We start from the raw sequence: 23,099 nt of genomic DNA, 5'->3' as shown, positions 1-23,099 counted from the left end.
CTTTTTTAGCTACCCCGGCTGATTGTTTGCTGGTTTAGCCGATAGCCTGCCGGGGCAGCTAAAAAAGCCCCGTCCCAAATTAGCTACCCGGCTTCGATGACTGGGTCGGTGCCCTTTGTGCGGAGGTGGGCATTGTTGCTTTATACTGGTGCGGTTAGACATCCATCCTGCAATCGAGGAGATTTCCATGGCATCAGACGTTCGCGTCCGCTTTGCACCCTCACCGACGGGCAAGCTGCACATCGGCGGCGCCCGCACCGCTATCTATAACTGGGCTTTTGCCCGCGCAAACGGCGGCACGTTCATCCTGCGCATCGACGACACCGACCCCACCCGCTCTACCGACGAGAACACGCAGATCATTCTGCGCGCTATGCGTTGGCTGGGCCTGGACTGGGACGAGGGCCCCGAGGTTGGCGGCGACTTTGGCCCCTATGCCCAGACCGAGCGCCTGGACCTGTACAAGCAGGCCGCCCAGAAGCTTTGGGACGAGGGCAAGGCCTACCCCTGCTTCTGCACCAAGGAGCAGCTCGAGGCCGACCGTAAGGCCGCCCAGGAGCGTAAAGACCCCTTCCAGGGCTATCAGCGCCGCTGTCGCGATCTCGATCCCGAGGAGGCACGCCGCCGCATCGAGGCCGGCGAGCCCTACGTCCTTCGCATCAAGGTGCCCGAGGACCGCGGCGATGTCGTCATTCACGACGCCGTCCACGGCGAGGTGACCTTCGACGCCAAGGAGCTCGACGACTTCGTCATCTTCCGCTCCGATGGCACGCCCACGTATAACTTCGCGACCGTTGTCGACGACGCCATGATGAAGATCACCCATGTCATCCGCGGCGACGACCATCTGTCCAACACCCCGCGCCAGGTCATGGTTTACGAGGCCCTCGGCGCGCCCGTTCCCACGTTCGCCCACATCTCCATGATCTTGGGTGCCGACGGCAAGAAGCTCTCTAAACGCCACGGCGCCACCTCGGTGGAGGAGTACCGCGACGCCGGCTACCTGTCCGACGCGTTCGTTAACTACCTGGCGCTGCTCGGCTGGTCGCTCGACGGCGAGACCACGATCATCCCGCGCGATGTCCTGGCCAGCAAGTTCTCGCTCGACCGCATCTCCAAGAACCCGGCGACCTTCGACCCCAAAAAGCTCGACTGGGTCAATGCCGAGTATATCAACAACATGTCCGACGCCCAGTTTGCCGACGAGATCATGGTCCCCGAGCTGCACGAGGCCGGTATGATCGAGGGTAACATCGAGTACGGCGAGGACTGGATCGATGCGCTTGCCGCCATCGTCAAGCCGCGCACCAAGATGCCGGTCGACGCCGTGACCGTCGCCGCCCCCATCTTTGCCACGGCCGAGACGCTCGAGTATGACGAGAAGTCTGTCAACAAGGGTCTGGCCAAGGAAGGCATGGGCGCCATTCTGGATGCCGCCAAGGCCGCGCTCGAGGGCGTGGAAGAGTGGACGGCGGCCAACATCGACGCCGCGCTTGAGCCGCTGCCCGAGCAGATGGACCTCAAGAAGCGCGTGGTGTTCCAGGCTGTGCGCGTCGCCGTCTGCGGTAACATGGTGAGCCCCCCGCTGGGCGAGACCATGGCGCTCGTCGGCCGCGACGACTGCTTGGCGCGCATCGACCGCGCCCGTACGATGGCGCTGTAGCAGCTGCGTAAACGCATGTTTCCGAGCCCCGTTCACCCGAGCGGGGCTCTTGTTTCTAAAGACGTATGGGATGGGAGGTACAGAGACCATGGCCGAGCAACTGTCGCTGTTTGGTTCGCCGGAACCTAAGGAAGCTCCGAAGTCCGCGGCCCCTGCCGCCGCCCCGGCGCAGCCCGAGCTCGCACCCGAACCCGTCTCCGCCTACGCGAGCGTGGTCCTCGACATCCCGACCCGTGCGCTCTCCGAGCCCTTCGACTACGGCATCCCGCAGTCCCTTGCCAACGATGCCCAGATCGGGTCCACGGTCCTGGTCCACTTTGGCAACCGTGCGGCCGCGGGCTATATCGTCGATATCGCGCCCGAGCTGGGCGACCTGCAAGGCAACGACACCCCCGACCCCTTGCGCATCAAGCCCATCGAGGCCATCCTCAGCAAGCCGCTCTTTACCGCCGAGGCTGCACGCATTGCGCGCTGGATGAGCCACGAGTACGTCGCGACGCTTTCCGAGTGCCTGCGTCTGTTCTTGCCTCCGGGCGGCAGCCCGCGTGTCGTGAAGGGTGATGACGGCGTGTGGACCGTTGAGCGCCCCGCCGTAAAACCCATCCAAAACCGTTGGGTCATGCTCACGCCCGAGGGTTTCGACTACACGCCGCCCAAGACTGCGGTCCGTCAGCGTCAGCTCATCGACGCGCTCCAATGCGGCCCGGTCACGACGCGCGACCTCAACCTGCTCTACAACAGCATGTCGGCAACCATTAAAGCGCTCGAAAAACGCGGCGTCGTGGTGGTGGAGGAGCGCCGCGCCTGGCGTGGGTGTAGCGAGCAGACCACGTTGTCCTCGGCAAGCGGCAAGGCGCCGGTCTCTCTCACCAACGGCCAGCAGCAGGCGCTCGCGCAGATTGAACGCGCCCGCCTTGATGCCCATGGCGACGTGGTCCTTGTCGATGGTGTCACCGGTTCCGGTAAAACCGAGGTTTACCTTTCGGCGATTGAGCGCGTGCTGGCTGCCGGCCGTTCGGCCTGCGTGCTCGTGCCCGAGATCTCGCTGACGGCCCAGACCGTCGGCCGCTTCCGCTCGCGCTTTGGCGAGACGGTCGCGGTCTTCCACTCGCGTCTTTCGGCCGGCGAGCGTCTGGACCAGTGGGATATGGTTGCCAGCGGTGCCGCGCGCGTGGTCGTGGGCGCCCGCTCGGCGCTCTTTTGCCCGCTCAGCGATCTTGGCCTCATCATCATCGACGAGGAGCACGAGACCAGCTACAAGCAGGGCTCCAGCCCGCGCTACCATGCGCGCGAGGTGGCTGCCGAGATGGCGCGCCGCTATCGGTGCCCGCTCGTGTTGGGCTCCGCCACGCCATCGGCCGAGGCCCTCGACCGCTGTCGCCGCGGTATGTACAACGGTGCCACCTGGACGCGCGTCGAGATGCCCGAACGCCCGGGACACGCCGTGCTGCCTACGGTCCGCATTGCCGATCTGCGCCGCGAGTTCGCGCGCGGCAGCCGCTCCATGTTCTCTAAACCGCTGATGGAGGGCTTGGAACGCGTGGTCGAGCGCCGCGAGAAGGCCGTACTGCTGCACAACCGCCGTGGTTTTGCGCCGTTTTTGATGTGCCGTGAGTGCGGCTGCGTCCCCACCTGCAATCACTGTTCTACCGCGCTCACGTACCACGAGCGCACGCACACGCTGCAGTGCCACACCTGCGGATCGTCCTGGCGCGTGCAGCCCTATCCGGCGCCCACGAGTCGCTGTCCCAAGTGCGGCAGCCGTTACCTGGCAAAAATGGGGCTGGGTACGCAGCAGATTGAGGACGCCCTACACCAGATGCTGCCCGAGGATGTCGCAATCATTCGTATGGACGCCGATTCCACACGCGGCAAGGATGCGCACAAAAAACTACTCGAGCAGTTCGATGCCGCCGATTGCGCGGTGCTGCTGGGTACCCAGATGATTGCCAAGGGCCTCGATTTTCCCGAGGTCACGCTCGTGGGCGTGGTCAATGCCGACTTTGCGTTAAAGCTGCCCGATTTTAGGGCGGGGGAGCGCGCCTACGATTTGCTGGAACAGGTCGCCGGTCGCGCCGGTCGCGGCGATCGTCCCGGCGAGGTTATCATCCAGACGTATCTGCCCGAGGACCCGGTCATTCGCGCCGTCGCAGAGCACGATCGTTCGATCTTTACCGACTACGACCTGGACCAGCGCCGAGACGCGCTGTACCCGCCTTTCGTGCGTCTTGTCAACATCTTGGTGTGGTCGGCGAATCGTGATAATGCGCTGGACTACATTGGGCGCATCGCAAAGCTTCTCAAGCGCCGCTGGCATGCCGCCGCGCCTGACTTTTTGCGGGCCGGAAGTGTCGTGCCGCAGGTGCTGGGCCCGGCTTCGTGTGTAATCGAGAGAGCCAAAGACCGTTATCGCTTCCATCTGCTTGTAAAGTCGCCGGTAGGGTACCATGTCTCTGATGATATCGACGCCTGCCTCAAAGAGGTGGGCTCCGTGCGCGGCGTGAGCGTGAGCGTTGACGTCGACGCCTATGATTTGATGTAACAACCCGAAAGGATGGCCATGGAAGCCAACGGAATCGTACTTTCGCCCGACCCTCGTTTGCGTCAGGAGTGCGCCGTCATCGAGGAGATCACCCCGGCGATCGAGGCGCTTGCCGAAAAGATGAAGAAGATGATGTTCGACAACGGCGGTTGCGGCCTGGCTGCCCCGCAGATCGGCGAGCTCATCCAGCTCGTCACCATCGACTGCGACTATACCGACAAGAACGACTATGACCCGTACGTGCTCATCAACCCTGTCATTGTTGAGCAGAGTGACCATCTGGTGCCGTTTAGCGAGGGCTGCTTGTCTATCCCTGGCATTAGCTGCGAGATCGAGCGTCCCGACCATGTCGTTGTCGAGGCATACGATCTGGACGCCAACCTGATTCGCTATGAGGCCTCGGGCGACCTGTTCTGCGTGTGCCTGCAGCACGAGATCGATCACCTGCACGGCAACACCATGTTCGAGCGACTCAAGCCGATGCAGCGCATCAAGGCCGTCAAGGAGTACCAGGACGCCCTGGCCCGCGGCGCTCGACCGGGCGAGACTGAATAAGGTCGTCCGTCCCTGGGGCTGGCCGCCTATATATCGTCCCGCGCGCAGTTTCGCAGCGCAGCGAGAATGTTTGAGCACGGGATGATATATAGGCGGCCAGCCCCAGGGACTACTAGTTCTTGGCTCGGTTCGCCCGGGTGCCGTCGGGCCAGGGATGGGCGTCTTCGCTGATAATTGCTTTGTCGGAAGAGCTGCTTTTATTGCGGCTCTTTCTTTGGTTTTGGGTATATTTGTTCTTGTTGAATTGTTATTGCGGATGGGCTTTCGACTTGGCTTTCCGCTGTTATTTGTAGCCGTCTCGGTTTTGTTTGAGGGGAGACGTTCTTTATGCGTATTGTGTTTATGGGTACACCCGATTTCGCGGTGCCGTCGCTGACTTCGCTTGTTGAGGCTGGGAATGAGATTACGCTGGTAATTACGCGTCCCGATGCTGTTCGCGGGCGTGGTAAAAAGCTGGAGCCGTCTCCTGTTAAGGCCAAGGCGCTTGAGCTTGGTCTGCCCGTTGTTGAGGCAAATCGTATGACGCCGGATGTTATTGATCGGCTTAAGGCTGCTGATGCCGATATTTTCTGTGTGGCTGCCTATGGCTGCATTTTGCCCGATGAGATGCTGCATATGGCGCCGCTCGGTATTGTGAATGTTCATGCTTCGCTGCTGCCCCGTTGGCGTGGTGCTGCTCCCATTCAGCGTGCCATTCTTGCTGGTGACGAGGTTGCTGGCGTTTCCATTATGCGCATTGGGCATGGCGTGGATACGGGCGCTTATTGCGCCCAGGCGTCGACCTCGGTTGCCGGTAAACATGCTGAGGCACTGACCATGGAGCTTGGTGAGCTGGGCGGTAAGTTGCTTGCCGATACGCTTCCCTCGCTTGCCGATGGCTCGGCTGTTTGGACTGAGCAGGATGAGTTCCTTGTCACGCATGCTGCCAAGATTTCCAAGCAGGAGATGCGTCTGGATCCGCAGATGGGGGCGCTTGATTGCGTGCGTCATGTGCTTGCCTCTTCCGACACCGCTCCCGCTCGCTGCGTGATTGCCGGCAAGACCGTGCGCGTGCTCGATGCCGCGCCGGCAGATGTATCGCTTGGCGAGGGGCTCGTCGCCGTTCAGGCCAAGCGCGTCTACCTGGGCCTGTCCGATGGCGCGGTCGAACTGCTCGAGGTTAAGCCCGATGGAAAGCGTGCTATGGCTGCTTCTGCCTGGGCTGCCGGCCTGCAGGGTGCGGATCTTTCGTGGGGTGTTTTGTCATGAGTAAGCTTTCCCCTGCGCGCAAGCTCGCGCTCGATGTTTTGATGGAGGCCGATCGCCGCGGCATGTACGCGCGTGACGTGCTCTCGTCCCGTGCCTCGGCCAAGGCCATCGACCAGCGCGATTCTGCTTTTGCCGCTCGTTTGGCACTGGGCGTTGCAGCCACCCAGGGCATTTTGGATGAGCTGCTCGACCAGTTTCTCGATAAGCCCAAAAAGGTCGCGCCTCGTGTGCGCATGGCACTTCGTATCTCGGCCTTCGAGATGCTCTACCTGCATACCCCGGGTCGTGTTGCGGTGAGTCAGGGCGTTGAGCTCGTGCGCAGCGGTGCTAAGTCTGCCGCCGGTCTGGCGAACGCCGTGCTGCATAAGGTTGCGAACAACGTCGAGGACTTTGCCACTGCGGCGGATGCCGATGAGTCCGAGCGCCGTTTGGTTCGCCTATCTCGCCTGATGGGCATGCCGCGCTGGCTGTGCGCTCGCATTATGGCTTCGTTCGATACACCCGAGGGCGCGCTCGGCTTTGCCGGCAATCTGGCGCCCGCGCCGCTGGCTTTGCACGAGAATGCCTTTGCCACCAAACCCGATCCGTACATTTCGCAGCTTGTGGCACCCGTGTTCCCGGGTTGCCATGCGCCGGTCGACGCGCAGGCCACGGTTGCGTCGGGCGTGTTTGAGCGCGCAGCTGCCGTGGCCTCGGACCTTAACGCCCAGCTCATCGCTACCGCGGCGACCCGTCCCGGGCGTTGTCTAGAGATTGGCGCCGGTCGTGGCACCAAGACCTATGTGATGATGTGCCAGGCCAAGCGTGCCGGTTACGACCGTCAGCACACCGCACTCGATTTGCACGACCGCAAGTGCGACCAGAATCTCGCACGTCTGCATAAGGCGGGTATTACGGGTGTTCGTACGGTGTCGGGCGATGCCTGCGAGCTCAATGAGGTGCTCACGTCCTTTGACGCGATGCTTGGCGAGCCTGCCCTGTTCGACACGGTGTTTATCGATGCTCCGTGCTCGGGCACCGGCACCATGCGCCGTCATCCCGAGATACCGTGGCGTCTGACCGAGGGCGACGTTACGACTGAGCTGCCCCGCCTGCAGCTGACGATGCTCAAGGAAGCAGCCGCGCGCGTCGCTGCCGGCGGTGAGCTTATCTATGCCACCTGCTCGGTCTTCGACGAGGAGAACACGCAGGTCGTTGATGCCTTCCTAGCCTCTCCCGAGGGCGCCGGCTTTACCGTGATGCCGCTTTCCGAAGCCCAGATTTTGCAGCTCCCTGAGTACGACCATGCCAAGAGCCTCGTCACCCTGCGCCAAAACGCTCGAGGCCTCTTCCAAAGCGTCCCCGCAAACGCCGATTCCTACGACGGCCACTTCTGCGCCAGACTGGTCCGCAAGTAAAACGGATTCCAAGGGTAGCTAATTTGGGACGGGGCTTTTTTAGCTGCCCTGGCCGCCAGTCGGCCAAACATTTGCGTTATCAGCTGGGGCAGCTAAAAAAGCCCCGTCCCAAATTAGCTAAAGAGTGGGAAAAATAGCCCCGTTTCATACTTGCTGCTATCAAAAGTAGAGCGGATTACGGGGCAAGATTGGTGATGCCTGACCACAGCAAAAATGGCCTAAATAAAACCGCAGGTAGATGGTTTGTTGAAATTTGCAAATTACCGGAATTGATAGAGGTTGCCAATTCGGCCCCGTAATCCGGCAGGGTTTTGAAATGTTACAAACTTAGCATCAGCCCGAAATCCGATCTAAAGAAAAGTTGCGGTGAAATGGATCCTGCTTGGCCGTTGAAAGGGCTGATTCAGGAACTATTTCACCGCAACTCATCAGGAAGCCTGGGTGTCGGGGCCGCTTGTCGCTAGTGGTTGTTCGGGCAGTCGGCGCAGCAACCGCTTGTGGCGCTGGTGCTGGACCCGCCACTGCGCTGGTCGGTGTTGTAGAAACCGCTGCCGTCGAACTTAATGCCGCTGGCCGAGAACGTCTTGGATGCCGGGGCGCCGCAGCTGGGGCATACGACCTCGGGAGTCTCGGACATGGGGTGCTCAACCTCAAAAACGTTGCCGCAGCTCGTGCACTTATATTCGTAGCGCGCCATAATACTTCCTTTTCAGCACAAAGCGGGCAGATCGCTCTGCCCGCAAAAATTCAAACGTTTGTAACTGTACCCTATATCGAGGGTTTTATCACGCTTCGCCCCAGAATCTATGGGTGCTGCGCAGGAGCTTCGCAGTTTTCTCTTCGGCCTCCGCAACGTCTGCCTCTTGTGCCTGCCACGTCCAGTTGCCTGTGGCTACACCCGGCACGTTCATACGTGCGTCGTCCCCCAGCCCCAGCACATCCTGCAGCGGCATCATAACGAGCGGAGCATCGCTTGCCAGGGCATTGCCAATGAGCTCGCTTGCTACCTCAGCACCGCTCGGCTCGTCGCCGCCTGCAAAGGAGCGCGTGCACCAGCCAGCGAGCGTCGAAGTGTCGTGCGTTGAGGTGTACAGGATTTTGCCCGGCGTGGTATGAATTCCGCCGCGAACGTCGTAGTCACTAAACTCCAGTACGTCCATGCCGGGAAAACCGCAGGTCGAAGCCATAGCGCGAACGCCAGGCGTCAGATAGCCCAGATCCTCGGCAATAAAATTGAGCGGACCCAGCTCGTCGTAGGCGGTCTGGAACAGGTCCTTTCCCGGACCCGCAAGCCAGCGGCCGTCGGCACAGGCTTTGCCAGCGGGAATGCTAAAGTAGTTGTGGAAGCCCAGGAAGTGGTCCAGGCGCACGCGGTCGTAGAGCGCGAACGCTCGGCGCAGACGATCGAGCCACCAGCGATAGCCGCTCTCCTTCATGTGATCCCAGCGGAAGGTGGGGTTTCCCCACACCTGACCTTCGGGCGCAAAGTTGTCGGGCGGCGCACCGGAGATCTCGATTGCCTTGCCGGTATCGGACAGCCAGAAGTTCTCGGGCTCGCTCCACGCATCTGCCGAATCGTCCGATACATACATCGGGATATCGCCGATGACCTCGATGCCCTTCTTGTGCGCATAGTTCATGAGCTCGCACCAAGCCAGGTCAAAGCGGTACTGCATGTAGGCCTGAAGCTCAGCCTCGTCGTGGAAGCGCTTGTCGTCGATCAGATGCTCGTTGTAGCGCGCGACATCTGCCGGCCAATTGTGGCGCGACTCGCCCTCAAAGTATTTCTTAACGGCCATGTAGACGCAGTACTTCTCGAGCCAATCGGCATTGCGATGTTTAAACGCGGTGTACAGCGGGTCGGCATCTTCGCCACCGTGGGCCTTCCAAGAAGCGAAGTCGGCGGCCAGCTCCTCGTGACTCTCGGGCAGCAGGTCGATGTTACCCGCAAAAGCCGAGGGTCCGGCATAGGGGGAGCGGAAGAAATCCGTCGGGTTGACGGGCAGGACCTGCCAGTAGCGCATGCCCATGGCGGCCAGGTGGTCGATAAAGCGACGCGTGGGTGCGCCGATCGTACCCGGCTTGCCATCGTCAGTCGGAACCGAGGTAATGTGGCACACGACGCCCGCGCCATGATCGAGCGGCTCCTGCAGGCGCCTCTCGGCATGGTGATAGATGATCGAAGAGCCCAGCGGGTACAGGTCGAGTGTGACCGTGCCGTTGTGGATCTCGCACTCGTGGCCGCTGATCACGTCACTCGCGCATTCACCGAGCGCCGGAATCGTCACGCGGTGCGAATTGCGCAGGCTGCGATTGACGATAACAGTCGCAGCCTCGCCGTCTTTGCCCGTGCGGGTGTAGGCTAGGACGTCGTCGTTAAGCGCGAAGGCCTTGATCTCGCCGTCAACCATAAACGGCAACGCGCGGCGCAGGGCGGATGCGTTCTTCACGATGGCCAACGTATCGAAATCGTGAAGCTGATCCTTAGTCGGCAGGGTACGGCGGTTGCCCGGATCGGTGAGGCCCTCCAGGCCGTACTCATCGCCATAATAGATCGAGGGCACGCCGGGGAAGGTCATCTGCATGAGCGTCGCCAACCAAAAGCGCCTCTTGGCCAGGTCCATGGAGTTCTCGTCCAAGCGCCATTTGCTACGCTCGCTCTCGGGTAGCTGCGACTCGTCGGGACCGCCGCCGAGCACCGAGATAATGCGCGGACGGTCGTGGCTCGAAAGCAGATTGAGCGCGCAGGCCAGTGCCTCGCGCGGGTAGTTCTCGCGCAGTGTCTCGATGTCCTCGGCAGCCTGATAGGCATCTCTGTAGCCCATCAAAAAGCCGATGACCATGTCGCGGAAAGGGTAGTCCATGGCGGAATCGAGTTCGGAGCCCTGCAGATAACGGCGCAGATGGCCATAGCTGATCTTGTTGGAGGCGTCCTCCCAGACTTCGCCGAGCAGCAGCGCATCGGGCTTCTCTTCGAGCACGGCGGCCTTGATATCGGCCAGGAAGTCATCGGAAAGCTCGTCGGCCACATCGAGTCGCCAGCCGTGGGCACCGGCGCGCAGCCACTTGCGAATGACGCCGTCCTTGCCCAGAAGCTTTTTACGCACGAGCTCGGAATTCTCGTTGAGGGCGGGCATGTTGCTCACGCCCCACCAGCAGTCATACGTGCCGTCCTCGTGGAAGGTAAACGCATCGCGCCACGGGGAGTCCTCGCTCTGCCACGCGCCGACGCCGGGATAGTTGCCGTAGCGGTTAAAGTAGATCGAGTCGTCGCCCGTATGGTTGAAGACGCCGTCCAGGATGATGGAAATGCCGAGCTTCTCGGCCGCCTCGCATAGCTCCGTAAAGTCCTGCTCGGTTCCCAGAATCGGGTCGATCTTGGTGTAATCGGCCGTGTCGTAACGGTGGTTGCTCGCGGCCTCAAAGATCGGGTTGAGGTAGATGGCCGTAAAGCCCAGCTCGGCGATGCGGGGCAGGTCATTTTGGATGCCCTTGAGCGAGCCGCCGTAAAAATCCCAAGTCTTGATGGAGCCGTCTTCGGCACGCTCGTACACGGGCGGCTCGTTCCAGTCCTCGACCATGCGACGCTTGATTCCCTTACGTGGTTTTTCGACCTCGGCCAGCGTTCGTTCGCGCCAGTTTTCGTCGCGGGCGTAGCGGTCGGGGAAGATCTGGTAGACCATGCCGTGCTCGTACCAGGTGGGACGGTTCTCGCGGTGCTTGTAGACGGTAATCTGGAAGGACGGAACCTCGGCGTAGTTGTATACAACGCCCTCGCCGCCGGTGCGACCCTGCGGCGCACCCAAGCGGACCTCGGACTGGCCTTCGATATTGCATATAAAGCTGTACCATACAAGACAGGGCTCGGCGCAGTTGAGCTCACCGGTAAAGATGCCATCGCCCTTGTGCTCCATGGGGATCAAGGTCTCTCCGATGCCGTCGACCCAGGTGCGCAGGGTGAGCGTTGCCTGGTTGGGATCGGCATCCTCCAAAATCACCGAAAGCGAAACGGAAGTTCCAGTGGTCACAGCGCCAAAAGGAGTGCGAAACTGCGTCAGGCGGCTGTTGTGTATCAATCTCATAGTACGGTCCAGTTCTATACAATCATGGCCAGCGGGTCATGGGCTTAACGCACAGTGCATAAGTATATCCGTTGCACTTTAGTTGTATAAACTACAGTCGCTCACTATCGGCGAACGGTTGTCCTAGAAAATCGTTTTACCAACTATCTACAGAGAAGGGGCGCCCGGTTGGAGCGCCCCTTGTTTAGGGTTTTTATTAGGTTTTAGATCGTCTGTGGACTAGCGGCGCTTGCGGGTGGCCGTGGCCTTGCGGACGGAGGTCTTCTTGGTCGGAGCCTTTTCCTCGGCTGGAGCGGCGGGGGAGACCGGGGCCTTCTTGGCGGGTTCGGTTTTTGCCGTAGCCTTCGGAGCGGTCTTGACCTCGGCGGCCTTCGGTTCCGGCTCGGCCTTTACTGCGGGTTCGTCCTTGGCTTTAGCCTCTGCCTTGGGAGCGGCTGTCTTGGTCGTATCCTTTTTGGCCGTTGTCGTGGCGCGCTTGCGTGTGGTGGTCTTGGCGGCCGGCTTTGCCTCGACAGCTGCCTCGGCCTTGGGCTCGGAGGGCGCCTCCTCGACCTTGACGGCGGGCTTTGCAGCAGCCTTCGGGGCCGTCTTCGCGGCGGCCTTCGTCGTAGCAGCCTTGGTCGCCGGCGACTTCGTAGCCGTGGCCTTCTTGGCGGTCGCGGTCTTGGTCGCGGTCTTGGTCGCGGTCGTCTTCTTGGCAGCGGTCTTGGCCGGAGCCTTTGCCGCGGTCTTAGCCTCGGCAGTGGTAGCCTCAGCGGTGGCCTCGGCCTTTACCTCGGGAGCGGCCTCGGCTTCGACGGCCTTCTTGGCAGCGGCGGTCGTACGCTTGCGCGTGGTGGTTGCCTTGGCAGCGGTGGTCTTGCTCGTGGCGGCCTTCGTGGTCGTGGCCTTCTTAGCCGTTGTCTTGCGGGTCGTCGTCTTCTTGGCGGCAGGCTTCGCCGTGGGCTTTACCTCGCCATCGTCAGCCGGCTTCTCCTCGGCCTTGGGCTCCTCGGCAGCAGCGGGCTCCTTAACGGGTGCCGCAGGCTCGGCCTCAGCGGCAGCCGGCTCCTCCACAGCCGCAGCAGCCTCCACCGCCACCGGCCTCTCAATCTCTGGGTGCATAAAGAAGTACAGGTCCAGATACTTATCGGCCGAACGTGTCCAGCTAAAGTCCTGGCTCATGGCCTGCGTGACCAGCTGATTCCAGGCCTCGCGGTTATCCCAGAACAGGCGAGCCGCGCGGAACACCGCGTCGCCCATCTCGTCGCCGTTAAAGTGACTAAATGAGAAGCCCGTGCCCTCGCCGGTAAACTCGTTGTACGGTTGCACGGTGTCCTTCAGGCCACCGGTCTCGCGCACAATGGGCAGGGTGCCGTAGCGCATGGCGATGATCTGCGACAGGCCACAGGGCTCAAACTTCGAGGGCATCAGGAACATATCGGCGGCGGCGTACATGCGCTGCGAAAGCGCCGGGTCAAACTCGATACGCGCCGCCATGGTGCCGGGGTATTTGCCCTGGAAGTAGCGAAGGCCGTCCTCGTAGTCGCGGTCGCCGGTACCCAGCACGGCCACCTGAACGCCACCGGACAGGATGCGGTCGAGCGCGTACATGACCAGGTCCATGCCCTTCTGTCGCGTCAGGCGCGTGACCATCACCATAAGCGGGCGGTCGTCGCGAATCTCGAGCCCCAGCTCCTCCTGCAGCTTGGCCTTGCATACGGCCTTCCCCGCGCGGTCATCAACCGTGTAGTTGGCGGCAATGCGCTTGTCGGTCGCCGGATCAAAACCCACAACGTCAATGCCGTTGAGGATGCCCTGCAGAGCGTACGAACGCTCGCGCAGCACGCCGTCCAGGCCCTCGCCAAACTCGGGCGTCTGGATCTCGCCCGCATAGGTGGGGCTCACCGTGGTGATGGCATCGGCATAGTGCAGCGCGCCCAGCATATAGTTAATGCTGCAGGCGTCACAGCGCAACTGCGTGGCGGCTGCCGGAATATGCGCCATACCCAGTATGTCTTCCATCACGGTGTCGCTAAACTGGCCCTGGAACGCCACATTGTGGATCGAGAACACGGTCTTGACGCGGTCGTACAGCGGCAGCCCTTGGTAGAACTCTCGCAAGAACACGGGCGCCAGCGCCGTCTGCCAGTCGTTGCAGTGCAGGATGTCGCACTCAAAGCCTTCAGGTAGGTGCTGCAGGCTCTCGGTGATGGCCTTGGAGAAAAACGCGAAGCGCTCGCCGTCGTCAAAGAAGCCGTAGGGATAGTCGCGCGCAAAGTAGTGCTCGTTGTCCACGAACATATAGGTGACGCCGTCGTGCTCGAGCTTCTCCAACCCGCAGTACTCGTTGCGCCAGCTCAGGCTCACGTAAAAGTCGGCAAAGTGCTCCATCTGCGCCTTGTACTCGTCCTTGATGGTGGCGTACTTGGGCACCATCACAATGACTTCGGCGCCAGCGCGCACGAGTGCCGCAGGCAGCGAGCCCGCCACGTCACCCAAGCCACCGGTCTTAACAAACGGTGCGCACTCGGCCGAGGCAAACACGATCTGCATCTTTTTGCTGGTTTGTGCCATTTTGTCTCCCATGTTGCAATTCGAGAATAGTCGCCTGGCGCTAACCGGGCGACTATTCTACAAGTTACGTGCGATTATGTGGTGCCAACGTTAACGAGCGATGGTGGTATCGGAAGTTAACGGAGCCTTGCCCAGCACCAGGATGTTCTCGGGCGTACCGCGAAGCTCGGTGTTGGTGGGAACCACGTTGTTCTTGTCCAAGATGGCGTTCTCAACACGGGCGCCGCTCTTGATGATGCAGCTCTGGTTGATGATCGAGTTGGTCACCGAGGCGCCTTCCTCGATCACAACGCCGCGCGACAGGATCGAGTTGCGCACGGTGCCCTTGATGATGCAGCCGGCCGAGATGATCGAGTTGCAGGCGTGGCTGCCGGTCGCGTAACGCGAAGGCGGCACGTCGTGGGCCTTGGTCAGGATCGGGCGCTCGGGGTCAAAGAGCTGATCGGCCACGGTCTGGTCGAGCAGGTCCATGCTGCGACGATACAGCGACTTCTCGCTAAACACGCCCACGACCTCGCCCTTGTACTCGTAGCTGCACACGTCGATGTTGCCAAAGTCGCCCTGGAGCGCCTCGAGCAGGTCCAGATAGTCGGCGGCCTGGTAGTGGTCGATGATCTGGAGTAGCGTCTCGCGGTTGACGATGCAGCAGTCCATAGAGGCGTTGTCGCCGTACGCGACGCCGGCGCTCACGCCCGTCAGGCGGCCGTTCTCGTTGATATCGAGCTTGGTCTCGTCTTCGATGTTGTGCGTGGCCTTGCAGTACACCACGGTCATCTGGGCACCGGATTTCTCGTGCGCCTCGATGATGGTGTTGAGGTCCATGTTAAAGATGACGTTGGTGCCCATCATCACAACATAGGGCTTGTCCGAGCGCTGGAACAGCGTCTTGTTGGAGATGATGTCGCGGAGCAAGAAGCGCATGCCGCCCTTGGTGGTGCCATACGCGTTGCCGGGCACCATGAACAGGCCGCCCTTCTTGCGGTCCAGGCCCCAGTCCTTGCCCGAGCCCACGTGGTCGATCAGCGAGCGGTAGTTGCCCGGCATGACAACGCCGACGGTCTTAATGCCGGCATTCATCATGTTGGACAGCGGAAAGTCGATCAGGCGGTAGCGGCCCAAAAACGGAATCGACGCGATGGGGCGATCCTTGAGCAGCACGCTGCCGTAGGTCGAAGAGTAGTTAGCGGTGATATAGCCGATGGCCTTGCGATTGATCATCGGATCATTCCCCCTTCCCGATAACGACGTCATTTCCAACGACGGCCGTATCCTTGGTGGTATCGACAGAGCCGAGCTTCACGCCCTCTTCGACCGTGGAGTTCTCGCCCAAAATAGCGCGGCAAATGTGCGCGCCGCTCTTAACGTGCGCACCCGGCAGCAGCACGGAGTCCTCGACCACGGCGCGCTCCTCAATGATGACATCGGTCGAAAGGATCGAGTGGCGAGCGGTGCCGTAGATCTTGCAACCATTGGAGACCAGGCAGTCGTCCAGGCGACCGTCCGGGCCAATGTAGTGCGGCGGACGCGTGGTGATGTTGGACATGATGGGGAAGCTCTTGTCAAACAGATCGAACTCGGGGTTGTTGCCCAGCAGGTCCATCGAGGTCTCGTGGAAGCTGGCGATGGTGCCAACATCCTTCCAAAAGCCGTGGAACTCGTAGCTGTACAGGCGCTTGTTCTCGCCGAGCAGCTTGGGGATGATGTCCTTGCCAAAGTCGTGGCTCGAGCGCTGGTCCAGAGCGTCCTCCTCGAGCGCCTTGACCAGCACGTCGGCCGAGAAGATGTAGATGCCCATGGACGCGAGGTTCGAATCGGGCTTCTCGGGCTTCTCCGTGAACTTGGTGATGCGGCCGTCCTCGGGGTCGGTGGTCAGGATGCCAAAGCGGCTGGCCTCCTCCCACGGCACGGGCATAACGCTCACCGTGAGGTCGGCGTTGTTATCAATGTGCGTCTTGAGCATCTTGCGGTAGTCCATGCGATACAGATGATCGCCCGAAAGAATCAGGACGTACTTGGGGTCGTTGGACTTGATGTAGTCGAGGTTCTGCGTGATGGCGTCGGCCGTGCCCGCATACCATGCGCCACCGGTTTGCGTTTCGTACGGCGGCAGGATCGACACGCCACCGTCGCGGCTGTCCAGATCCCACGCCTCGCCAGAGCCCACGTAGGCATGCAGCAGGTAGGGACGATACTGCGTCAGAACGCCCACCGTGTCGATGCCCGAATTGGAGCAGTTGGACAGCGAAAAGTCGATAATGCGGAACTTGCCACCAAAGCTAACCGCCGGTTTAGCGATCTTTTGGGTGAGTGCCCCCAATCGGCTTCCCTGTCCTCCTGCGAGGAGCATCGCGATGCATTCTTTCTTACTCATCGAATTCTCCTTCTGTCATCGATGTTCCTAAACCCATTAGCGACGGGCGCGGCGCTCGGTCGCGCCCGTCGAGTAATGCCGTGCGGCAAAGGGAACTCGCGGCCTTTAAGCGTGCCAGATCTCGTCGCGGTACTCGCGAATGGTGCGGTCGCTCGAGAACCAGCCGCTCGAGGCGGTGTTGAGCAGCGCCTTGCGGTTCCAGGTCTCCTGGTCGCCATAGCTGCCCGTGAGCTTCTCCCATGCATCTACGTAGCTGCGGAAGTCTGCCATGACCAGGTCGGGGTCGTTGTTGTTCATAAGCTCGTTGTAGATGCTCTCAAAGTTACCCGAAAGGCCGGCAAACGTGTTGTCCTTGAGCTCATCCATCACGCGGCCCAGACGTTCGCGATCATTGTTGAGCGTATCCCACGCAAAGTAGCTGTTCGATGCCCAGAGCTGCTCGACCTCGGGAGCGGTCAGGCCAAAGATCGCCTCGTTCTCGCGGCCGGCCAAATCGGCGATTTCGATGTTGGCGCCGTCGAGGGTGCCCAGCGTAATGGCGCCGTTCATCATGAGCTTCATGTTGGACGTGCCCGAGGCCTCCTTGCCAGCTGTGGAAATCTGCTCCGAAATCTCGGCGGCAGGGTAGATGAGCTGGGCGTTGCTCACGCGGAAGTTGGGGATAAAGCAGACCTTCATGACCTCGTTGACGCGCGGGTCGTTGTTGATAACCTCGGCAACGGAGTTAATGAGGCGGATGGTCTCCTTGGCAAAGGTGTAGCTCGAGGCAGCCTTGCCGCTAAAGATAAAGGTCGTCGGTGTCACGTGGAAGTTGGGATTGGCGATGCGACGGTTGTAGATGTCCATCACCTTCATGATGTTCATGAGCTGGCGCTTGTAGGCATGAAAACGCTTTACCTGAACATCGAAGACGGTGTTGGGGTCAATAACCAGACCGGTCTCTGCCTTAACGTAGGCGGCAAGGCGCTCCTTGTTGGCGCGCTTGGAGGCACCCACGGCCTTAAGGAACTCGGTGTCGTTCTGAAAACCTTTAAGTTTCTCAAGCTCAAAGGCGTCCTTGAGCCAGCCGTCGCCAATGGCCTCGGTCACGAGCTTGGCGTAAGTGGGGTTGGCCTCGGCAAAGAAGCGACGGTGCGAGATGCCGTTTGTCTTGTTGTTGAACTTCTCGGGCGTCAGGGCATAGAAGTCCTTGAGCACATTGTTCTTGATGATATCGGAGTGAATCTTGGCCACGCCGTTGACGCTGTGGCTGCAGATCACGGACAGGTTGGCCATGCGAACCTCGCCGTCCCATAGGATGGCGGTCTGGCGCAGACGCTCCTGCCAGCCCTCCTGCGTCGTATCGAACGACTCATGCCAACGACGGCTGATTTCGTCGATGATCTGGTACACACGGGGGAGGAGCTTGGAGAACGTGCCGATGGGCCACTTCTCCAGGGCCTCGGGCAGGATGGTGTGGTTGGTGTAGCTCACGACCTGCGTCACGATGTTCCAGGCGTCATCCCACTCGAGCTTCTTCTCGTCGATGAGGATGCGCATGAGCTCGGGGCCGCACATGGCGGGGTGCGTATCGTTGGTGTGGATGGCCACAAACTGCGGCAGCAGCTCCCAGTTCGCGCCGTGTTCCTTCTCAAAGGTGTCGAGCAGGCTATAGATACCGGCCGAGACAAACAGGTATTCCTGCTTTAGACGCAGCAGACGGCCGTGCTCGCCGGCGTCGTTGGGGTAGAGGATGGCGCTGATGGCCTCGGCCTCGGCGCGCTCGGCGTCGGCCAGGGCGTAGTCGCCGCGGTTGAAGGCCTCCAGATCGAAGTGCTCCTCGACCGGCTCAGCGGCCCAGACGCGCAGCTTGTTGACGGTCTCGCCGGTATAGCCCACCACGGGGATGTCATAAGGGACGGCCAGGATGTCCTGCGTGTCCACGGTTCGATAGAACGTGCGGCCGTTCTCCTCAAAGCCCTCGACGCGGCCACCAAACTTAATGGTCACGGCCTTGTCCTGACGACGGACCTCCCAGGGATAGCCGTTGGTGAGCCACTCGTCGGTGGTTTCGACCTGGCTGCCGTTGACGATCTCCTGTTTAAACAGGCCGTAGCGGTAGCGCATGCCGTTGCCGTAGCCGGCAATGCCCTCGGCTGCCATGGAATCCAGGAAGCATGCGGCCAGACGACCCAGGCCACCGTTGCCCAGCGCCGGATCGGGCTCCTGGCTCTCGATGACGGACAGGTCAAGGCCCATATCGTCGAGCGCCTCGGCGACCATGTCGCGCACGCCAAAGTTGAGCAGGTAGTTGTCGAGCAGGCGGCCAATCAAAAACTCGATCGAGAAGTAGTACACGCGCTTCTTGCCCTCGGCGGTGGCGCGGGCGTCGCTCTTGGTGGCAACGGTGCGCGCCTTCTCGGCCACGAGCTTGGCCAGGGCGTTAAAGCGATCCAGATCGCTGGCTGCCTCGACGCTCTTGCCGCTAATGCTCATGACGGCATCGCGATAGAGCTCGGTAAACTCCTGCTTGTTGTCGAAGATCTTATTCATACGTTCCTTCCCCCGGGGATGTTTCTCCCGGAACGGTTGTGACTTGTATCCTACGCCCCGCTGGGGCGGGTAATTACAGCTGTAACGGCTTTGTTACGCATCCTTAGGTGATGACTTAACAGAGGCAGACTTGGCTTTGGTAGCGGCCTTTTTGGCAGCAGGCTTCTTGGTCGCGGTAGCCTTGGCAGCGGGCTTTGCGGCGGCCTTAGCCTTGGCCTTGGTCGTCGTAGCCTTCGCCTTGGCCGGAGCCTTCTTGGCGGCCGCTGGCTTGGGCTTTACCGAGGACGCACGCTTGCGGGTCGCCTTCTTGGGCTCCTCGACCACGGGCGGCTTATAGCTGCTGGGGCCGCGACGCTTAAGCACCACGCCTGCCAGGCTGGGCACCTTAATCTCGATAGAGTCCATCTGCCCGTTCCAGGGATAGGGCTCGCTCGAGCAGGTGTAGGGCTCCTCGCCAGCATAGCCGCTGCCGCCAAACTCGGGACGGTCGGAGTCAAAGATGACCTCCCAGTCGCCCTCACGCGGCACGCCCACACGGAAGCTCTCGTAGGCCGCCGGGTCAAAGTTGATCAGGATCACGAGGTCGTCATCGACGTTTTCGCCCTGACGCACAAAGCTCACGATGGACTGCTTGGAGTTGTCCGCGTCGATCCAGGTAAAGCCGTCGTCATTGTAACCGCGCTCGTACAGGGCGGGCTCGGCGGTATACAGGTGGTTGAGCGCCTTAATGAACGCCTGATGGTGTGCATGGGTCTCATACTGCTCGGTCAAGAACCACTGAATTGATTCGTAGTAGCGCCACTCGATAAACTGGCCGATCTCGTTGCCCATAAAGTTGAGCTTGGCACCGGGGTGCGTCATCTGGTAGAAGGCGAGCGTGCGCAGGCCGGCAAACTGGCGCCACCAGTCACCCGGCATGCGGCCGATGAGCGAGCACTTGCCGTGCACGACCTCGTCGTGGCTCAGCGGGCAGATAAAGTTCTCGGTAAAGGCGTACATGATGGAGAACGTGAGCAAGCCATGGTTGCCGGGGCGCCACGGAAAATCGGTCTGCATGTAGTGCAGGGTGTCGTTCATCCAGCCCATGTCCCACTTGTAGTGGAAGCCCAGGCCGCCGTCCTGCGGCGGATAGGTCACAAGCGGCCACGCGGTGGACTCCTCGGCCATCATCATCACGTCGGGGTAGTGCGCCTCAACAGCGCAGTTGACCTGACGGATAAACGCGCTGGCGTCCAGGTCCTCCTCGGTACCGTACTTGTTGAACTTCTTTTGGCCAGGATCGTCAATGCCAAAGTTGAGGTACAGCATGCTGGACACGCCGTCCATGCGAATGCCGTCCACATGGAAGTTCTCGATCCAGTACAGCACGTTGGAGACCAAGAAGGAGCGGACCTCGCCGCGGGCGAAGTCAAACTTGTGCGTACCCCAGTTGGGGTGAATCTCGTGCTCAAACAGCATGTGGCCGTTAAAAGTGGCAAGGCCGTGGGAGTCGGCGCAAAAACCGCCGGGCACCCAGTCCATGATCACGCCGATGCCCGCCTCGTGGCACGCATCGATAAAGTGCATGAGCTGCTGCGGGTTGCCGTAGCGTGACGTGGCGGCAAAGTATCCGGTCGTCTGGTAGCCCCAGGAGCCATCGAAGGGGTGCTCCATAAGCGGCATGACCTCGATATGCGTGTAGCCCATATCGCGCACGTAGTCCACGAGCTCCACCGACAGGTCGTCATAGGTGTAAAACTCGCCGCGCTGCGCAGGGAAGGGGTCCATGGGACCGGGGTAGTTGCCGTACTCGTCCGGCTCGCCCTGTGGCTCGTCTCCGTGGCGCTTCCAAGAGCCAATATGCACCTCGTAGATGTTGAGCGGCTGCGACATGTGGTTGTGGCCGGCGCGGCGTTTGAGCCACGCGGCGTCGTTCCACTGGTAGCCATCGAGGGTCCACAGCACGCTCGCCGTTCCCGGAGGGCACTCGGCCTTAAAGGCGTACGGATCGGCCTTGTAGAGCTTTTCGCCCTCGTTGGTCTCGATGAGGTATTTATAGAGCTGGCCCTGCTCGGCGCCAGGAATAAAGCCTTCCCAGATAGCGCTCGTGTGTACGGGCACCAGCGGGTTGGCTTGTTCGTCCCAATTGTTGAATTCACCGATAACGTGGACGCTCTTAACGTCGGGCGCCCAAACGCAAAAACGCCAGCCGCGCGTGCGCTGCTGCGTGTCGGGATGCGCGCCCATCTTTTCCCAGCTACGCTCCCACATTCCAATGCCAAACAGATAGACATCGTCCTTGGTGAGCTCCGGTGCGTGCGGGGCGGCTTTACGGGTAGCGGGCTTTTTGGTTGCTGGCTTTAGCTTTGTATCGCTCACGTTTGATCCCATCATGACGCGGCAGCGTGTTGCCTTGGTGACTAGATGCGAAAGGTCCAAGGCTGCACGAATCGAAGGGACGGCGATAGCTCTATGAGTCGTCCCACCTCGCGTGCTCGGTGGAACTTTCGGCAAAAACCACAATAACACCTGTCCGTTACTTTTATGGACGAAAGTGGATTTACGGTGGCGTTTAATCGGTGAGCGCCATGTTTATGCCACTGACAGAATTGCGATGGTAAAACTCTTGACAGTTTTACCAATTAGGGTTTCAAGATTTTTAGATTTACGTTTGGTAAAACGTTTTTAGCAGGTTGTTTACCATTTGACATTGAAAGGTTTGCGAATGAACCACACAGCCGCCTCTAATGTTGCTTTTATTTTTGATTGCGACGGCACACTGGTAAATAGCACCCCCGTTTGGGGCCATGCGCAGCCCGAACTATTGCGGCGTTACGGCATTGATGTAACGGTCGACGATTTTGCCCAGTTTGAGCATTTGTCGCTCGAGGACGAGTGCCAGGCCTACCACGACACGTGGGGCATTGGCGAAAATGGCGAGGAGCTGTATCGCGAGCTGAGTGACATCCTGATCGATGGCTACTCCAAGGTGCCGCCGCGCGAGGGGCTCCTGGCATTTTTGGAACAGGCGAAATTGGCCGGCATTGCTATGTGCGTGGCCACGTCCACGCCGGCCGAGCTGGTACAGTCCGCACTCGCGGGTGCGGGGCTCGACGCCTACATGGAGTTTATTACCACGACGGGCGAGGCGGGGCGTTCCAAGCAATTCCCCGACGTGTACGAGCTGGCGCTGCGCCGCCTTGAGGAGCGCCACGGGCACCAGTTTGAGCGCGCGTGGGTGTTTGAGGACGCGGTCTTTGGCCTTAAGAGCTCTGGCACTGCAGGCTTTAAGCGCGTGGGCATTTATGACCCGCACGGCCGTATGGAGCGCGACGAGGTTCGCGACAACTGCGATATCTTTATCGATAGCTATGAGGACCTGGACCTGGCCCGCGTGCTTGCGTTTGAGGGATAGGCGAGGGCTGTGGCTTGCAAAGTATTAGTTGTTTGCGGCTCACCGGTGGTGGCGAGCGCGGATCTGTTGCGTCGACTAGCGGGGGAGTGCGACCACGTTGTCGCCGTGGACCGCGGGCTCGACGCGCTGCTAGGCGCCGGCCTGGGCTGCGACGTGTATGTAGGAGATGCCGACACGGTGAGCGACACCGGTCGCGCGTTGGTCGATGCCGCCGAGGCCTTTGAGGTAGAGCGCCACGACCCCTACAAGGACTATACCGATCTGGCACTTGCGCTCGATTCCGTCCGACGCCGCTGGCCGGGTGCCGAGGTGGTTGCGACCTGCGCCACCGGCGGTCGCCCGGACATGGCGCTTTCCGTAACGGGGCTGCTTGCAGGCTACGAGGATGCCCCCATTTGGATTGCCGAGGACAAGGTGGTCGCCCGCATCCTTCACGCAGGCGAGTCGTGGACCATCGAGGGTGCCGAGGGCAAAACCTTCTCCATCATCGCCATCGCCCCCAACACAGAGATAAGCGAACACGGCCTAGAATGGGAGCTAGACCACGCCCCGCTAGCCCTACTAGCCGACACCGGCATCTCCAATGTCGTAAGGAAAACGGCCAAGATTCAAGTCCACCAAGGAACGGCAATCGCCTACCTCTACAAGTAAGGTGCCGCCGCGTGAGGGTTTTATCGGGACGGTGGGCGAGTAGGCAATCGCCGCGTGAGGGTTTTATCGGGACTGAGGGCGAGTAGGCAATCGCCGCGTGAGGGTTTT

General features: G+C 60.8%; 14 protein-coding genes. 7 read left to right on the top strand and 7 right to left on the bottom strand.

The window, feature by feature from the left end; genetic code table 11:
* Positions 1-187 precede the first annotated feature (187 nt).
* The 5 genes from gltX (at position 188) to ACQRC0_RS07685 (ending at position 7,405) form a co-directional block, all read left to right on the top strand.
* Positions 188-1,663 carry a glutamate--tRNA ligase gene (gltX, locus tag ACQRC0_RS07705; protein WP_427729064.1) on the top strand — a complete coding sequence of 492 codons (1,476 nt, stop codon included), beginning with the start codon at positions 188-190 and terminating at the stop codon, positions 1,661-1,663.
* Positions 1,664-1,751: 88 nt separating this feature from the next.
* Positions 1,752-4,205, top strand: coding sequence for a replication restart helicase PriA (gene priA, locus ACQRC0_RS07700; protein ID WP_427729063.1), 2,454 nt, complete (start codon positions 1,752-1,754; stop codon positions 4,203-4,205).
* Positions 4,206-4,223: 18 nt separating this feature from the next.
* A complete protein-coding gene (gene def, locus ACQRC0_RS07695; protein ID WP_118449363.1) occupies positions 4,224-4,760 on the top strand; it encodes a peptide deformylase in 537 nt (178 codons plus the stop codon).
* A 327-nt stretch (positions 4,761-5,087) separates the two neighbouring features.
* The gene (gene fmt, locus ACQRC0_RS07690) at positions 5,088-6,008 is read left to right on the top strand and encodes a methionyl-tRNA formyltransferase (protein ID WP_427729061.1); all 921 of its coding nucleotides are present in this window, start codon (positions 5,088-5,090) and stop codon (positions 6,006-6,008) included.
* Entirely contained in the window at positions 6,005-7,405 is a 1,401-nt protein-coding gene (locus ACQRC0_RS07685) for an RsmB/NOP family class I SAM-dependent RNA methyltransferase (protein WP_427729059.1), read from the top strand. Before fmt ends, ACQRC0_RS07685 begins: the two co-directional genes overlap by 4 nt.
* A gap of 460 nt (positions 7,406-7,865) precedes the next feature.
* On the opposite strand, the gene ACQRC0_RS07680 is transcribed toward ACQRC0_RS07685, so the two are convergent.
* From ACQRC0_RS07680 to glgB, 7 genes are all read right to left on the bottom strand, one after another.
* Positions 7,866-8,102, bottom strand: coding sequence for an FmdB family zinc ribbon protein (locus ACQRC0_RS07680; RefSeq protein WP_427729057.1), 237 nt, complete (start codon positions 8,100-8,102; stop codon positions 7,866-7,868).
* A gap of 88 nt (positions 8,103-8,190) precedes the next feature.
* Positions 8,191-11,487, bottom strand: coding sequence for a 4-alpha-glucanotransferase (locus ACQRC0_RS07675; protein ID WP_427729056.1), 3,297 nt, complete (start codon positions 11,485-11,487; stop codon positions 8,191-8,193).
* Positions 11,488-11,706: 219 nt separating this feature from the next.
* Positions 11,707-14,043, bottom strand: a complete 2,337-nt coding sequence (gene glgA, locus ACQRC0_RS07670; RefSeq protein WP_427729054.1) for a glycogen synthase GlgA — start codon at positions 14,041-14,043, stop codon at positions 11,707-11,709.
* A 90-nt stretch (positions 14,044-14,133) separates the two neighbouring features.
* On the bottom strand, positions 14,134-15,261 hold the full coding sequence (gene glgD / locus ACQRC0_RS07665; protein WP_427729053.1) for a glucose-1-phosphate adenylyltransferase subunit GlgD: 1,128 nt from the start codon (positions 15,259-15,261) through the stop codon (positions 14,134-14,136).
* Positions 15,262-15,265: 4 nt separating this feature from the next.
* The gene (locus ACQRC0_RS07660) at positions 15,266-16,414 is read right to left on the bottom strand and encodes a glucose-1-phosphate adenylyltransferase (protein WP_427729052.1); all 1,149 of its coding nucleotides are present in this window, start codon (positions 16,412-16,414) and stop codon (positions 15,266-15,268) included.
* Positions 16,415-16,519: 105 nt separating this feature from the next.
* On the bottom strand, positions 16,520-18,946 hold the full coding sequence (locus ACQRC0_RS07655) for a glycogen/starch/alpha-glucan phosphorylase (protein WP_427729050.1): 2,427 nt from the start codon (positions 18,944-18,946) through the stop codon (positions 16,520-16,522).
* Between the two features lie 93 nt (positions 18,947-19,039).
* Entirely contained in the window at positions 19,040-21,319 is a 2,280-nt protein-coding gene (glgB, locus tag ACQRC0_RS07650; RefSeq protein WP_427729048.1) for a 1,4-alpha-glucan branching protein GlgB, read from the bottom strand.
* Between the two features lie 331 nt (positions 21,320-21,650).
* Between glgB and ACQRC0_RS07645 the strand changes: the two genes are divergently transcribed.
* Both ACQRC0_RS07645 and ACQRC0_RS07640 read left to right on the top strand, forming a co-directional pair.
* Positions 21,651-22,340, top strand: a complete 690-nt coding sequence (locus tag ACQRC0_RS07645; protein WP_427729046.1) for an HAD family hydrolase — start codon at positions 21,651-21,653, stop codon at positions 22,338-22,340.
* A gap of 9 nt (positions 22,341-22,349) precedes the next feature.
* A complete protein-coding gene (locus tag ACQRC0_RS07640; protein ID WP_427729044.1) occupies positions 22,350-22,991 on the top strand; it encodes a thiamine diphosphokinase in 642 nt (213 codons plus the stop codon).
* Positions 22,992-23,099 lie beyond the last annotated feature (108 nt).

Origin of the sequence: Collinsella sp. SGI.033 (genome assembly GCF_050315135.1) — a bacterium.
Taxonomy (GTDB): domain Bacteria; phylum Actinomycetota; class Coriobacteriia; order Coriobacteriales; family Coriobacteriaceae; genus Collinsella.
This window is presented reverse-complemented; position numbering and strand designations above follow the sequence as displayed.